This window comes from Comamonas sp. E6 (assembly GCF_001010305.1).
Lineage (GTDB): Bacteria > Pseudomonadota > Gammaproteobacteria > Burkholderiales > Burkholderiaceae_C > Comamonas > Comamonas thiooxydans.
This window is the reverse complement of record NZ_BBXH01000018.1, coordinates 39,981-53,041: the sequence shown is the minus strand read 5'-3', so window position 1 is coordinate 53,041 and position 13,061 is coordinate 39,981. Positions and strand designations below refer to the sequence as shown.

Sequence of the window (13,061 nt, the reverse complement as noted above, 5' to 3'; positions counted from 1 at the left end):
TCAGCCTTGCATCTGCTGCTGAATCCAGTCGACCAGAAGCTGCTGCACCGAGCCCGCCCCCCAACTCTGTACGGCCAGCAGACAGTATTGCGAGCCATCGGGTACAAAGCCCAGCGGCGCCACCAGCCGGCCGGCCGCGATATCGTCCTGCACCAGCAGTTGCGGGCCCATGGCTACACCCAGGCCCGCTGCTGCCGCCTGCAAGCTCAGGTAGAAATGCTCAAGCACCAGATCACCGCCTGCTTGCGCCTGCCGGATCCGGGTGGGAGGCTGATCTGGCCGGGTTTTCCACCAATCCTCCCAGGCCTTGGGACGCGTCTTGCTATGCAAGAGCGTTGCATCGCCACGAAGCGCAAGGCCGCCATCGGGCTGCAACGCAAAGAACTGCGCCAGACTGTCCGGATGGCAGACCGGCCCCATGCGCTCTGCGCACAAGGGCTGCACTTGGACATTGGGCCCCCAGTCAAAGTCGTTGCGCCGAATGGCCAGATCGATGCCGCGCCCCCATTCCACGGTGCCGCCGCCCGCAACCAGATGCACGGTGTGCTGCGGGTGGCGCGCCTGGAAGTCGCCCCAGCGCGGAATCAGCCAGCGCATCAGCAACGTGGGCTCGCAGGACAGCAGCAGCGGCCTGCCTGCCACCTGCTGCCGCACCGCCTCGGCCGCACGTGCCATCTGGCCCAGACCTGCATGCACCCCGTCGAACAACAGCCTCCCCGCAGCATTGAGAAAGACACGGCGATTGCGGCGCTCAAACAGCTGCGCCCCCAACTCTTCCTCCACCGAGCGCACCGCGCGACTGATGGCTCCATGGGTCAGGTGCAGCTCATCGGCAGCGCGGCTGAAGCTCTCCAGCCGCGCTGCCGCTTCAAAACAGCGTAAAGCGACCAGCGAAGGCATTCGTGGTGGACCGCCAGCAGAAATATGTGAGTTTGAATCACTATTTGCTTGAGAAATCATCGTTATTCAAAAAACTTTGACCGCCCTAGAGTTCACAGCTACAGGGCACTGCCTGCCATTCTCGTGCAACAGAACCATCTCACAAACTGATATTTGAACTCAAGCAATACACAGCATGAACGCCTGGCCCACCGTGATTCTCGTTACCTCTCTCGCCGTCATCAGCCCCGGCGCCGACTTCGCCATGGTCACCCGCACCAGCCTGATGGAATCGCGCCGTGCGGGTCTCTGGGTGGCGCTGGGCATCGGCTGTGGCGTTCTGATCCATGTGGCCTACACCCTGCTGGGACTGGGCATGGTCCTGCAAGGCCTGCCCTGGCTTTTCAATCTGCTCAAATATGCAGGCGCAGCCTATCTGGTATGGCTCGGAATTTGTCTCTGGCGCGGCGCCAGCCGTGCAAATGACGATCGGCCAGATTCCCGATCCAGCGCCGAACCCGGCCAGCGCAATGCACGCAAAGGCCATGTGCCAGGCCGCTCGCTTTTTGTCCTGGGCTTTCTGACCAATGCACTCAATCCCAAGACAGCGCTCTTCATCCTCAGCCTGTTCATGCAAATCGTCGGCCCTGCCGTGCCCATGCCAACCCAGTTGGCCTACGGCCTTTTCGTCGCCATGGCCCACGTGCTGTGGTTTGCGCTGGTAGCCTGTTTTTTCTCGGCCCCGGTGCTCCAGCCCAAGGTTCAAGCCATACGTCCCTGGGTAGATCGCAGTCTGGGCTGCGTGCTGCTTGTCCTGGGCCTGCTGCTGATCGCCACCGGCACACCGGCCACGTCGAATCTGATGGATGCCAGCATCTGATGTGAAAAGCCTGACAGGCCCAATGGCCGCAATAGCAGCATCTGCAACGCAAACGACAGCTTTGGAGCGCCCACCCGTGCCATGCTTGCCATGGTTGGCACATATCAGCAAAACTCCAAAGGAGACAGGCACCATGAAAAGCCGCTACCCCTTTCCCGATCTGAACAGCCTGCCTGAAGACATCAGGCAGCGCATCGCCGAGGTACAGCAAAAGTCGGGCTTTATTCCCAATGTTTTTCTGGCCTTTGCTCGCCGGCCGGCCGAGTGGCGCGCCTTCTTTGCCTACCACGATGCGCTGATGCTCAAGGAGGACGGCAGTCTCAGCAAGGGCGAGCGCGAAATGATCGTCACCGCCACCAGCGCTGCCAATCAGTGCCTGTATTGCGTGGTGGCTCATGGCGCCATCTTGCGCATCTATGAGAAAAAGCCGCTGATTGCCGACCAGGTGGCGGTCAATTACCGCAAGGCCGACATCAGCCCGCGCGAGCGTGCCATGCTGGACTTTGCCATGAAGGTCTGTCTGCACAGCGCCGAAATTGACGATGCCGACTACGAAGCCTTGTACCCTCACGGTTTTGACGATGAGGATATCTGGGACATTGCGGCCATTACCGCCTTCTTCGGACTGTCCAACCGAATGGCCAGCTTCGCGGGCGTGCAGCCCAATCCCGAGTTCTATCTGATGGGCCGGGTGCCGCGCGAGAAAAAAGCCTGAAGCAACAAGCAGTAACTCGCTGCCTGCAATCGATGCAGCTTGCACGGGAATGACGCATCATCACTCTCAGAGCAGCGGCCAACCCGGCAAAACGCTGTTTGCCGGAGGTCATCCAGATGCGCAATACCGTTTGCTGCCTCGCCGCCCTGCTCGCCACGCTGTGCTCCACTGCAGCTCATGCCACCTCGTGGGAGCTCAAGCCCGGTAGCGACAACCGACTGGAATTCACCGCCACTTTCGAGCAAACGCCGGTCACCGGCGTGTTCAAAGACTTCCGGGTTCGTTTTGACTTCGACCCTCAAAAGCCAGACAGCAACAGGCTGAATGTCAGCATTCGCACCAGCAGCGCCGACATGGCCAACCCGGACATCAACCAGGCCATTGCCGGCAAGGACTGGTTTGACTTTGTGCGTTATCCCGAGGCAGTCTTTGATGCCAAGGAGATTCTCGATGCCCCCGGCGCAGCCGGCTACCGGGCACGCGGCACCCTGCAGCTAAAAGGCCACAGGCAACCGCTTGTGCTGCCATTCAGCTGGAAGCCCGAGGAGCGCCGCATGGAAGGCGAATTCGTCACCCATCGCTCAATATTTGATATCGGCACGGGAGAGTGGAAGAGCAGCAATGCCGTGGGAGACGCCGTGACTGTGAAATTTCGCATCCAGCTGCGCGAATTGCCATGACATTGCGCAGACAGCTGATTGCAGTCCTGCTGACTCTGATCACGGGCTGCTCGCAACCAGGCATCGAGCCAGCCCAGCCTCCCGGCCCGACGGCAAGGCCTGCGGACTTTCCTGCGGCCTTCTATGCCGATGCGGCTGCACGGGGCCAGTCGGTGCTTCAGATCGATTCCTCGCATTCCCTGGTCTCGATCACCGTTCGACGCGCTGGCGCTCTGGCCAGACTGGGGCACGATCATGTGATTGCCAGCCATGAACTGCAAGGCTATGTGGCCCCCCGGCTTGGCCGGGCCGATCTCTATGTGGCGCTGGACAGGCTATCGGTCGACGAACCCGCTCTGCGCGCCAAGGCGGCTCTGGACACCCAGCCCAGCGCAGCCGATATTGAAGCGACCCGTACCAATATGCTGAACAAGCTGCTGCAAACCTCGGTCCATCCATTTGCACTGATCCAGGCACATGCTTCCCCCGAAGCGGACGGCGATGTATTGCTGGCCCTGGAACTCACTCTTCACGGCGTTACACGCAGCCTGAGCGTACCGGCCCGAATCAGGAGGACGCCGAGCGAATTCCATATCAGCGGCTCGCTGAGCATCGATCAATCGAGTTTTGGCATCACGCCTTTGTCCATCCTGGGCGGTGCAATCCAGGTCCGCGACAGGCTCGAGTTGAACTTTGAAGTCCGTGCTGCTCCACCTTTGAAGCAGGAATCCCGGTCATGAGAACGGGGCTTGTTGCTGCCTGCGGCGCGGCTTTGACCCTGTTCTGCGGCGGTTTGCAGGTTTCGGCACAGGAGCTTCGCATAGAGACTGCCGAGCACAATGAGGCCATGACGGTGAACGCCTCGGCCGTCATGCAAGTCAGGCGGGCCACGGCCTGGAGCGTGATTTCCGACTACGAGCATCTGGCCGACTTTGTGCCGGATATGCAAAGTTCGCGCGTGCTGCAACGCGATGGCAACCAGGTGCTGCTGGAGCAAAAAGGCAGCCTGGGGTTTCTGTTTTTTCGCCAGCCAATCGAGGTCAGACTGGCCGTGACCGAATGGCCGCAGCAGCGCATCGCCGCGCATGCGATAGGCGGCAATCTCAAGCAGATGGATGGCAGCTATACCCTGGAAACTCAAGCCGACGGCCGGGTACGCTTGGCTTACAGTGCTCGCCTGGTCCCGGCTTTCGCCATCCCGCCGCTGGTCGGGAAGCCAGTGCTGCGCCAGTTGCTGAAACGCCAGTTCAAGGCACTGGTGGATGAAATCCAGCGACGCGAGGCCTTGACGCTTCAAGAGCAGAAGCAGACACCAGGAAATTAGCAGCAGGCCGTTACAAGGGCCAGATGGTATTGGACGCATGCAAGCCTGGCCCCTGTGCCTCGGGTTGCCGTCATGACTGTGCAAGCATCTGCAAGAACAAAGACTTAAATCGCAGAGGCCCTGAGATGGCGCGTGAACTGCTCGAACTCTGCAGCCATGGGGGCAATGGCTGCCCTAGGCAGTACCAGAGCCTGCATAGCGTCGATGAACAGATAGTAGTTCACGTCATCTTCGGCAAGCGCCAGCACTCCTGACCACGGCAGTATCGTGTCTCCTCGAACCGAGGCTACCCTGATGGCGTCCGACGAGAGCGTGACCGTTTGTGGCGACAGAAACGCTCCATCCGGCAGGAGCATGAGCTTGCGCATGGATGCCTGTGACAGGTATGGCATCGTCACGACGGCGATCAAAGCGACGACCAGAAGGCAGGCAACCACTCCCAGCGGGCGGGAGATCTCAGGAAACTCACGCATCAGTCGCGCGTAGGCTGCACCAGCGAGGCCAATGCAGAGCCACACCACAACCCGCAAGAGGAACGGCCAGGAAAGCATCCCTGCCTTCTGATGCCAGCGCCGCGAAACCATTTTCTGCAGGCGAACGAAGTCGGCGGGAACGAGAGTAAAGCTGGCGGTCATGTTCATGGTTGGCTCATGTGGCCACAGGTATGAGCGACCTGCAGCAGCGAGTATTGATCGAAAGGTGACTGCGACATCTCACACGGTCGCAGGCTCTGGTTCGTGAACGATTTCGTTACCGGCACTGTTGCCTGCACCATAAGCCGGCGCACCGGGCATTACAGAGTACAAACAGAGCTGTGCATGCGATACAAGCACAAGCCATGCAGCTGCAAGATGTGAAATTGCTGCAAATCAAGACAGCCATCTCCATGGAGTGACGGGCTTGAAGCATTGATCTGATTGTCTGCCACGTATCGATTGCGCTCCATCTTCCTCGAACGCCCGAATCGTCGAACAGCCTTGCTGCCAGCACTTGGCCATCAGGCGCTGGCAGCAGCTTCAACTTCAGGCCTTGAAAGTCAACCAGGGCTTCAACCGCACACTCGCACGAATCAGCCCCGCCTCTTCCTGCGCCTGCAACACCGGCCCTACGGGTTTGTAGGCGCTGGGCGCTTCTTCGATCAGTCGCTCTTCACGCAAGGTGATGCACTGCCAGACGGATTCGACCAGCGGCTGTTTCATGCGCCGCGTGTCCTGTCTGCGCACCTGGCGGCCCGCTCCGTGGCTGCAGGACCGCAGCCAGTCTTCATGACCCAGACCTTTGACGAGAAAGGAGTAGTCGCCCATCGATCCCGGAATCAGCGCCCACTGGCCGTCATGCGCGGGAGTGGAGCCCTTGCGGTGCACATTGAACTCGCCCTCGGTCATCACCACGTTGTGGGGCACATCCACAATCAGGCGCGATGCATCGGACGCGGCAATGCCTGCCAGCTCTTTGCGCACCAGCTCCGCCAGCGCCATGCGGTTGAACCACGCATAGCGCGCAGCCACGCCCATCGCTTGCAGATAATCCTGCGCCAGCGCGCCGCTCAGGCCATACAGACCATGCTGAGGGTGTTTGATACCTTGCGGCCATTGCTGCCTGGCCAGGTCCATCCAGCGGCGACCGACATAAAAGCCGACATCGCGCGAGCCGGTGTGGATCATCACCGTGACATCGCCCTTCTTGAGCCCCGCAACATAGGCGGCATGACGATCGTAGACTTCATCGACCACGCAGAACTCCAGAAAGTGGTTACCGCTTCCCAGGTCGGCAGCAGATGGCGGGCGCAGCAGCTCGCGCGCCTGCAACAGGGCTTCAGGCGCGTAGCGACTCCGGCCCGCAAAGCCTTGCAGGCCCACGCACTCGGCCAGTTCGGCCTGCAGCCGGTCGCGGTTTACGCCTTGCCATAGACCCACGTCAGGCAACTGTTCAATAAAGGCCTGGGGGCCCTCATCAAACAACGCCTTGAAGCCTGCGCTGCGCACGGGCACATCGCGCCCGTTCTGCAAGATGACGCGGGTCAGCCGCTGCACGATGGTGCTTTTGTGCAGCTCGGCCTGCGCCTGCGTCAGGCCCGTGCTCAGCAAGCGTATGCCGCAGTTGATGTCCGTGCCGATGGCCGCAGGAATCACGAAGTCTGGCGACGTGGCCACCACCGCCCCCACGGGCGCAATGCTGCCGGGGTGAAAGTCCGGCGTGGCACAGGCTTTGCAGACCGCGCCATGACCTTGCGGGTCGGCAACCGAGGCGAAGTCCAGCAATTGACTAACGGCTTTGTGCTCCAGCGGCAGGCTGTCGGGCAGCAAAATGGTCGCTGCTGCCTGCTCGTTATGGATTTGATAGATATTGTCTCGGTAGGAGACCTGGATGCCCTGACGTGACAGAGCTTTTTGCAGTCGGGAAAGCTTCCCGGAAGAGTGCGGCATGATGCTGAGAAAAACAGGTACGCAACAGCGCATCTCCGAATCTGGGAGATGCAACGCACCTTCGAGCAGCAGCATCAAGAAGGACTGATAAGCGACGTATTCTAATGAGTAAGCGCCGGGCCGCCTAACCGGCGTTGCTAATATGCTGCAATGCGCAATGCAATTCGGTCCTTTCAGATTCCCGCACCACTGCAGACTTTGTACGACGCGGCTGCAGCCATAGGCCCGCAGTTCGGCCTGTCGCCCGAAGCCGTCTTTGGGGACTGCGGCCTGCGCCTGGAGATCCCCCCCGTACCCAGTTACATTGATTGGTGCACGCCGCGCAATGTGATGACGTTTGCAACCACGGGCTGCGACAGCGTTCATTACAGCTATCTGGTCGATGAGCGCCTGCCCGGTAGCGTCAGCCCCATCGTCATGACACTGCCCTGCGTGAACGAATTGAGCTGGGTGATTGCCGAGAACTTTCAGGAGTTCTTTGACTACGGCTACCACGTGGGCTGGCGCGAGCTAGAGCAGTTGTACTACGAAGATGAAAAAGGCGAAGCCTGCTTTCACGCGGGCTACCAGTCATTGAACAATCTCGGTATGCAGCAGCTGCTGCTGCCGCGGCTGCACAAGGCGTTGAATATGCAGGCTGTGCTGCCGACGCTGCAACGCTTTGGCGATCTGCAGAAGAAGTACCAAGCCCTATTGGATATTCCGCCCATGCCGGCAGAGCATGCCTGATTGCGTATCCATCAATCGTATTGATCCCCATATTCGCTGAGCGATACCGCTTTTCATTCGGAATTCAGTCCAGAAAGCGGGCAGCCACAGCGGGATCCGGCATCATGCACTGCTCGCTTTTGCCAAACCAGTGATAGCGGTTTCTGGCAATCATGCGGTAGAGCGCATCGCGCAATGCAGCGGGTATCAGCCTGATCACCGCTGTCAGTCGCCAGGGCCAGCCCAATGCGTGCAGCACGCGCAAGATGGCATCCGTGTGCTGCCAGGAGCGCTGTCCGTCCACCAGCAGCAAGGTCTGCAGACCTTCCATGCGCAAGCCTGCATCGGCCAACAGCTTGCCGCCGACCTCGCCCTGTATGGCGGCGAACTGAAAAACGCCCTGCTTGTCGTGCTTGAGCAAGAACTGCACCCAGCCATTGCACAACAGACATTGCCCATCAAAGACCACAATCATGCTTGCTCCTCGGGCAGCAACAGATAGCCACGATAACTGGCCACCACGCCAATCAGGGGGACGGCCGCTTCGACATGAAATTGCATTTGCTCCCCGGCTCCGGTTTCTTCGGCCACGATGCGCGGTGCCAGCCAGCCCGGACATGGGAAGCCCAGAAAGTACAGACGCTGCAGTCGCATGAGAAGCCGTCCATCCACCGCCTGCAAGGCAAAGCACAGTCGCGCCAGGCCAAGGCGCTCGATCAGATGGCCATTGTGCAACTGCAGGGTTGAGTGCATGCGCTGCGAGGGGAAGATGCGAATCCAGGTTTCCGCCTTGGGACTGGCCTGCAGTTCAAAATGAATCGTCCCCTCGCTGGCGGCGCGTGGCGTGCCCAGAGCCAGCGCCAGCAGCTTGGCCGCCAGAGTCCGGGGGGCGCCGGTCTGCACCCTGCCCTGAAGCTCATGCTCACCCTGCAGGCCGTGAAAGCGCTGCAGGGCGGCATCGAGCTTGCAGAACTCATCGCCCATGGCCTGCTGAAACAAAGAGGCGCTCAGCATCATCAGGCAAGCTCCCGCATCTGAATATCCAGTCCCTGCGCTTCGGCTGCAAAGTCCTGCAGCGTCAGCAGCCCCATGCAAGGCCTGGCGCCCGGCTCCAGCGGTACACCCGCAGCCAGCTTGCGTACCAGCGCACTGGCGGCCAGCGTGGGAACATAAGGCCCGTCGCCCGAGCCCGCCATAAGCACCCAGCCGCGCTGGCAGGCTTGCCCCTTTGCATCCAGGCCACTGACCGTGACATGCATGGCTCCTGCATCGCTGCCCCAGTTCCTGAACCAGTCCGCCATGCGCTTGAGCCTGCGCGCATGTGCAGACCAGTCCTGCACCAGCCCTCTGTGAGCCAGCCAGGCCATGGCATTCATCCCGCGCTGCAAGAACGACAGCTCAAGCCCGGCACCGAATCTGATGGAAGGACTGCCTTCATAGCGAAGCGGTAGCAGTGCGAGATCCGGTACATCGCAGGCCGACAGCAGCCGCCGCCCAACAGGGGCCGGATAGTCATGCCCATAGCTGCGCAGCCAGCCAATCACGGCTTGCTGCCCGGAGCCAGGCAGCGGCTTGCCACAATAGCTGAGGATGGCTGCGACGGTGGACAGGCCTCTATCCGTACGATTGCCCGGGCTGATGCCTATGTCGATATCGCTGATGCGAGCCATGCCCGAAGCCAGCGCATCCACGACCGCCGAGGACAGAGCTGGCACCGAACTGGCGCCGCTGAGCAGCAGCACGCCCGCAGTTTTGGCCTGCGGATCGAGCACATCGATGCCGCAGACAAAGTCACGCCCATCGGCCAGATCCACATAGTGGACGCCGGCGTAGGCACAGGCTCGGGCCACGCGGTAGTCCTGCTCCTGAAACGGGCCCGAAGTGTGAATGAGTGCGTCCACCTCCAGCGTCTTGAGTCTGTCCTCCAGACCGGGCGCCATCACGTCCACCACTACGTGGCTCAGGCTTGAGCAAGCGTCCGGGGCCAGACCTTCAACCAGCGCCTGCGCCGCAGAGGCCGAGCGCCCTGCCACCACGATGTGCAAACCGCTTTGCCTGGCCAGCCTGGCAACCAGCCGGCTGCCGAAGAAGCCGTAAGCACCGACGACCATGACCTTGAATTCACGCATGCCTCAGTGTAGCGGGACGCGGTTTCGCTCCGAAGCGCAAGCCCGGCAGCGGCGAGCCTGCTCAGCCGCGCTCATGGCTCGGTCACAGCCCGATCACAGTCCGTACTTGCGAATCTTGTCGTGCAGCGTGGTCTTGGGGGTGTGCAGCGCCTGCGCCGTGCGCGTCAGGCTGCCTTCGTTGTTGCGCAAGGCTTCGGAAATCAGGGAACGCTCTATGGACTCCATGGTTGCCGCAAGCGAAGCCGCTGCCTCGGGCGCCGTACCGGACGGGGACAGGCCGGCATCCAGCCCCAGCGTGATGCGCTCGGCCGTGTTGCGCAGCTCGCGCACATTGCCTGGCCAGTCGTGGGCAAGCAATGCCTGCAGACGCTGCGGCGTCAGCTCTGCCACGGGACGCTGGTGGCGAGCGGCGGCCTGCAACGCGAAATGCTCGAACAGCAGCGCAACATCCTCGCGGCGCTCGCGCAGCGGAGGCAGGTTCACCGTCACCACATTGAGACGGTAGTAGAGATCGGAGCGAAACAGGCCCTGACGGCTGAGTTCCAGCAAATCGACCTTGGTTGCAGCAATCACACGGCAGTCGACAGGAATGAGCGTGTTCGAGCCCAGGCGCTCCAGCACTCTTTCCTGCAGCACGCGCAGCAGCTTGGCCTGCATGGGCAGGGGCATGCTTTCGATCTCGTCGAGAAACAAGGTACCGCTGCTGGCATGTTCGATCTTGCCGATGCGCTTTTTGCCCGCGCCGGTAAAGGCCCCGGCCTCGCTGCCGAACATTTCGCTGTCAAACAGCGTCTCCGGCAGGCCGCCGCAGTTGACGGCGACAAAATTGCCGCTCTTGCGCCGGCTGGATTCATGCAGGCTGCGCGCGACTCTTTCCTTGCCGGTGCCCGTTTCCCCCCAGATCAGCACATCGGCCTCGCTGGCCGCAAGGCTTTGCAATGTGCTGCGCAGCTGCTGCATGGGAAGCGAGCGCCCCAGCAACTGGTGCTGCAACACATCCCGACTTTGTAGCTGCTGGCGCAGGCTGCGCACCTCCAGCACCAGGCGACGGCGCTCCAGCGCACGGCGCACGGCTTCCACAAGGCGCTCGGGCGCAAACGGCTTTTCCAGAAAATCGGCGGCGCCATCCTTCATGGCTTGCACGGCCATGGAGATATCGCCGTGCCCGGTGATGAGAATCACAGGCAGTTCGGCGTCCAGCACGCGGGCGGCGGCCAGCAGCCCAAGGCCGCTCATCTGCGGCAAGCGGATGTCGCTGACCACGATGCCGGCAAAATCCGGGGACAGGTGCTTTTGCGCCTGCTCGGCACTGCTCACGCAGATGCAGTCCAGACCTTCGAGGCGCATGGTCTGCTCACAGGCCATGGCGACATCGGCATCGTCTTCAACGATCAGGACTTTGAGGGAAGGGTTCATGGGCTGCAGGCAATCAGGACAGCGGCCGAGTATCCACCAAGGGCAGGCTCAGCGTGAAGATGGCCCCGCCTTCCGGATGGTTGCCGCCGGTCAGGCTGCCGCCTGCGGCCTGGGCAATCTCGGCCGACAAAGGCAGGCCCAGACCCAGGCCCAGTCCCTCGGGCTTGGTCGTGAAAAAAGGCTCGAACAGTCGCGCTTGCGCCTGATCACTGAGTCCGGGGCCATGATCGCGCACCGTGATCTGCGCCCAGGCACCGCAACGGTTGCAGGCAATTTCCACGCACCGCGTATTGCCGCCCTGCACGGCGTCCAGCGCATTGCTCAGCAGATTGATCAACACCTGCTGTACGCGATTGGCATCGCACCAGGCGCTCAACTCAAGATCCGAGGGCTGTCGCACGATCATGACGCCGCTTTGGGCAATGCGCGGCTCCATGAGGGACAGGGCGCCATCGACCACCTTGGCCAGTTCAACCTGCTCGGGCTGGCCGGCGGACTTGCGGGCAAAGTTGCGCAACTGCCCGGTAATACGCCCCATGCGCTCGGTCAGCTCGGCCATGCGCTGCAGATTGCTTTGCACCATCTCGCTCTGACCACGTTCCAGAAAGCGCTGACTGTTGCCGGCCAGCGCCCGCAAGGCCGCCAGGGGCTGATTCAGCTCATGGGCCACTTCCGTGGAGAGCTGACCGATGACGGCCAGTTTGCCTGCCTGTACCAACTCGTCCTGCGCCGCGCGCAGCGTGGTCTCGGCCTGCATGCGCTCCATCACCTCCTGCTGCAGCGCCACATTGGCACTCTGCAGATCGGCTGTGCGCTGCTGCACCTTGTTTTCCAGCACCTCGTTGGCCTGTTTCAGAGCTTGCTGGGCCGCCAGTTGCTCACGCACATGTCTGCGCCGCTGGTACAGCAAAGCTCCCAGCAAGAGCATCAATGCAATCAGCGCCCCCGTCACCCAGGCTCGGCTGGCCGCCAGCTGCAAGGCAACGCTCAGGGGGGAGAGCACGGTAATCTGCCAGGGCGTGCCGGCCATGGGTCTGGACTGGGCCAGAAAGCGACCTGCGCTCTGGTCTGCCGCAGCGTCCTTGACATCGGGAATGCTCACCTGCCTGACGCCAGTGACACTGCTCATGCCACGCCAGCCCAGAGGCCGCAGGTTCAGACGGTTGTATTTCTGCGAAGCTTCCAGCTCGGCCCGCCTTGCCTCATCCAGCGGCAGCAAGGTCGCAAAGCGCCAGGCCGGCATATTGCTGAGAATGACCACGGTATTTTCGTCGCTGACCAGTACCGGAGACTCTGCGCTGGCCCAGGATTGCTCGAGCTGCGCCAGCCCGACCTTGACCACCACCACGCCATGCATCTCGCCCTGCCCCAAGGTAGTGGTCAGGTAATAGCCGGGCTCGCCGCGCGTGGTGCCTACGCCGAAGTAGCGCCCGCGCCCTTCTCGCAATGCCTGCTGGACATAGGGCCTGAAGCCGAGGTTCTCGCCCACAAAACTGTCGGCGCGGCGCCAATTGCTGGCAGCCAGCACATGACCGTCGTGATCGAGCATGTAGACGCTGAGGGTGCCCGCACGACGGCTCAGCTCCTCCAGATAGAGATTGGCGCGAGACTGCAGTCTTTCGTCGCCCGGCGATTGCAGCAGCGACAGGATCTCGGGCTGCAGGGCCACTACATCGGGCAGAAAGGCAAATTTGTCGATCTCGCGCCGCAGGCTGGCAGCATAGAGATCGAGGCGGTTGTTGCCGGCAGCCACCACGGTCTCGAGACCGATCTTGACGAAGCCCTGATAGCCCAGCCAGCCGCCCAGGCTGCTTGCAGCCAGCCAGAGCAGGATCAGCAAAACAGCACGCAGGCGTGGGGGCAGGAAAGCTAACATGGTGCGAACCATGGTAGCAGCGCCCGGCACCGCAGGGGACAGGAATCCG

General features: G+C 61.6%; 14 protein-coding genes. 6 read left to right on the top strand and 8 right to left on the bottom strand.

Translation table 11 applies throughout. The features are described from left to right. A complete protein-coding gene (locus tag CSE6_RS16595) occupies window positions 1–900 on the bottom strand; it encodes a LysR substrate-binding domain-containing protein (RefSeq protein WP_059441025.1) in 900 nt (299 codons plus the stop codon). Between the two features lie 175 nt (window positions 901–1,075). Here CSE6_RS16595 and CSE6_RS16590 point away from each other — a divergent pair, with 175 nt between their 5' ends. From CSE6_RS16590 to CSE6_RS16570, 5 genes are all read left to right on the top strand, one after another. Beyond that, window positions 1,076–1,759 carry a LysE family translocator gene (locus CSE6_RS16590; protein ID WP_059441024.1) on the top strand — a complete coding sequence of 228 codons (684 nt, stop codon included), beginning with the start codon at window positions 1,076–1,078 and terminating at the stop codon, window positions 1,757–1,759. Between the two features lie 133 nt (window positions 1,760–1,892). After that, window positions 1,893–2,474 carry a peroxidase-related enzyme gene (locus CSE6_RS16585; RefSeq protein ID WP_059441023.1) on the top strand — a complete coding sequence of 194 codons (582 nt, stop codon included), beginning with the start codon at window positions 1,893–1,895 and terminating at the stop codon, window positions 2,472–2,474. Between the two features lie 116 nt (window positions 2,475–2,590). Further along, window positions 2,591–3,154: a YceI family protein gene (locus CSE6_RS16580; RefSeq protein ID WP_059441066.1), complete on the top strand. Its 564-nt coding sequence runs from the start codon at window positions 2,591–2,593 to the stop codon at window positions 3,152–3,154. Continuing rightward, complete coding sequence (locus tag CSE6_RS16575; protein WP_034379393.1) at window positions 3,151–3,873, top strand: YceI family protein; 723 nt, start codon at window positions 3,151–3,153, stop codon at window positions 3,871–3,873. Before CSE6_RS16580 ends, CSE6_RS16575 begins: the two co-directional genes overlap by 4 nt. Continuing rightward, entirely contained in the window at window positions 3,870–4,457 is a 588-nt protein-coding gene (locus tag CSE6_RS16570) for an SRPBCC family protein (RefSeq protein ID WP_059441022.1), read from the top strand. The genes CSE6_RS16575 and CSE6_RS16570 overlap by 4 nt, the downstream gene beginning before the upstream one ends. Window positions 4,458–4,561: 104 nt before the next feature. Here CSE6_RS16570 and CSE6_RS16565 read toward each other — a convergent pair whose 3' ends face one another. Beyond that, window positions 4,562–5,098, bottom strand: coding sequence for a YcxB family protein (locus tag CSE6_RS16565; protein WP_034355502.1), 537 nt, complete (start codon window positions 5,096–5,098; stop codon window positions 4,562–4,564). A 381-nt stretch (window positions 5,099–5,479) separates the two neighbouring features. Then, the gene (locus CSE6_RS16560) at window positions 5,480–6,958 is read right to left on the bottom strand and encodes an RtcB family protein (RefSeq protein ID WP_083994751.1); all 1,479 of its coding nucleotides are present in this window, start codon (window positions 6,956–6,958) and stop codon (window positions 5,480–5,482) included. Between the two features lie 75 nt (window positions 6,959–7,033). Here CSE6_RS16560 and CSE6_RS16555 point away from each other — a divergent pair, with 75 nt between their 5' ends. Then, window positions 7,034–7,612 (top strand): hypothetical protein, encoded by a 579-nt coding sequence (locus CSE6_RS16555; protein WP_059441021.1) that lies wholly within the window; start codon window positions 7,034–7,036, stop codon window positions 7,610–7,612. Window positions 7,613–7,676: 64 nt separating this feature from the next. Here the strand turns inward: CSE6_RS16555 and CSE6_RS16550 are convergent, their stop codons facing one another. From CSE6_RS16550 to CSE6_RS16530, 5 genes are all read right to left on the bottom strand, one after another. Continuing rightward, the gene (locus CSE6_RS16550; protein ID WP_012838425.1) at window positions 7,677–8,066 is read right to left on the bottom strand and encodes a thiol-disulfide oxidoreductase DCC family protein; all 390 of its coding nucleotides are present in this window, start codon (window positions 8,064–8,066) and stop codon (window positions 7,677–7,679) included. After that, window positions 8,063–8,608 (bottom strand): DUF4166 domain-containing protein, encoded by a 546-nt coding sequence (locus CSE6_RS16545; protein WP_059441020.1) that lies wholly within the window; start codon window positions 8,606–8,608, stop codon window positions 8,063–8,065. Before CSE6_RS16545 ends, CSE6_RS16550 begins: the two co-directional genes overlap by 4 nt. Beyond that, window positions 8,608–9,720 carry a saccharopine dehydrogenase family protein gene (locus CSE6_RS16540; RefSeq protein ID WP_059441019.1) on the bottom strand — a complete coding sequence of 371 codons (1,113 nt, stop codon included), beginning with the start codon at window positions 9,718–9,720 and terminating at the stop codon, window positions 8,608–8,610. Before CSE6_RS16540 ends, CSE6_RS16545 begins: the two co-directional genes overlap by 1 nt. 93 nt (window positions 9,721–9,813) lie before the next feature. Beyond that, window positions 9,814–11,136 (bottom strand): sigma-54 dependent transcriptional regulator, encoded by a 1,323-nt coding sequence (locus CSE6_RS16535; RefSeq protein WP_059441018.1) that lies wholly within the window; start codon window positions 11,134–11,136, stop codon window positions 9,814–9,816. 13 nt (window positions 11,137–11,149) lie between these two features. Continuing rightward, window positions 11,150–13,012 carry an ATP-binding protein gene (locus CSE6_RS16530; RefSeq protein ID WP_233425242.1) on the bottom strand — a complete coding sequence of 621 codons (1,863 nt, stop codon included), beginning with the start codon at window positions 13,010–13,012 and terminating at the stop codon, window positions 11,150–11,152. Window positions 13,013–13,061 lie beyond the last annotated feature (49 nt).

Coding starts and splice junctions, on each gene's coding strand:
- CSE6_RS16540 (WP_059441019.1), bottom strand. CDS start 9,720: ATGCGTGAATTCAAGGTCATGGTCGTCGGTGCTTACGGCTTCTTCGGC.
- CSE6_RS16530 (WP_233425242.1), bottom strand. CDS start 13,012: ATGTTAGCTTTCCTGCCCCCACGCCTGCGTGCTGTTTTGCTGATCCTG.
- CSE6_RS16570 (WP_059441022.1), top strand. CDS start 3,870: ATGAGAACGGGGCTTGTTGCTGCCTGCGGCGCGGCTTTGACCCTGTTC.
- CSE6_RS16560 (WP_083994751.1), bottom strand. CDS start 6,958: ATGCTGCTGCTCGAAGGTGCGTTGCATCTCCCAGATTCGGAGATGCGC.
- CSE6_RS16580 (WP_059441066.1), top strand. CDS start 2,591: ATGCGCAATACCGTTTGCTGCCTCGCCGCCCTGCTCGCCACGCTGTGC.
- CSE6_RS16595 (WP_059441025.1), bottom strand. CDS start 900: ATGCCTTCGCTGGTCGCTTTACGCTGTTTTGAAGCGGCAGCGCGGCTG.
- CSE6_RS16590 (WP_059441024.1), top strand. CDS start 1,076: ATGAACGCCTGGCCCACCGTGATTCTCGTTACCTCTCTCGCCGTCATC.
- CSE6_RS16575 (WP_034379393.1), top strand. CDS start 3,151: ATGACATTGCGCAGACAGCTGATTGCAGTCCTGCTGACTCTGATCACG.
- CSE6_RS16565 (WP_034355502.1), bottom strand. CDS start 5,098: ATGAACATGACCGCCAGCTTTACTCTCGTTCCCGCCGACTTCGTTCGC.
- CSE6_RS16585 (WP_059441023.1), top strand. CDS start 1,893: ATGAAAAGCCGCTACCCCTTTCCCGATCTGAACAGCCTGCCTGAAGAC.
- CSE6_RS16555 (WP_059441021.1), top strand. CDS start 7,034: ATGCGCAATGCAATTCGGTCCTTTCAGATTCCCGCACCACTGCAGACT.
- CSE6_RS16545 (WP_059441020.1), bottom strand. CDS start 8,608: ATGATGCTGAGCGCCTCTTTGTTTCAGCAGGCCATGGGCGATGAGTTC.
- CSE6_RS16550 (WP_012838425.1), bottom strand. CDS start 8,066: ATGATTGTGGTCTTTGATGGGCAATGTCTGTTGTGCAATGGCTGGGTG.
- CSE6_RS16535 (WP_059441018.1), bottom strand. CDS start 11,136: ATGAACCCTTCCCTCAAAGTCCTGATCGTTGAAGACGATGCCGATGTC.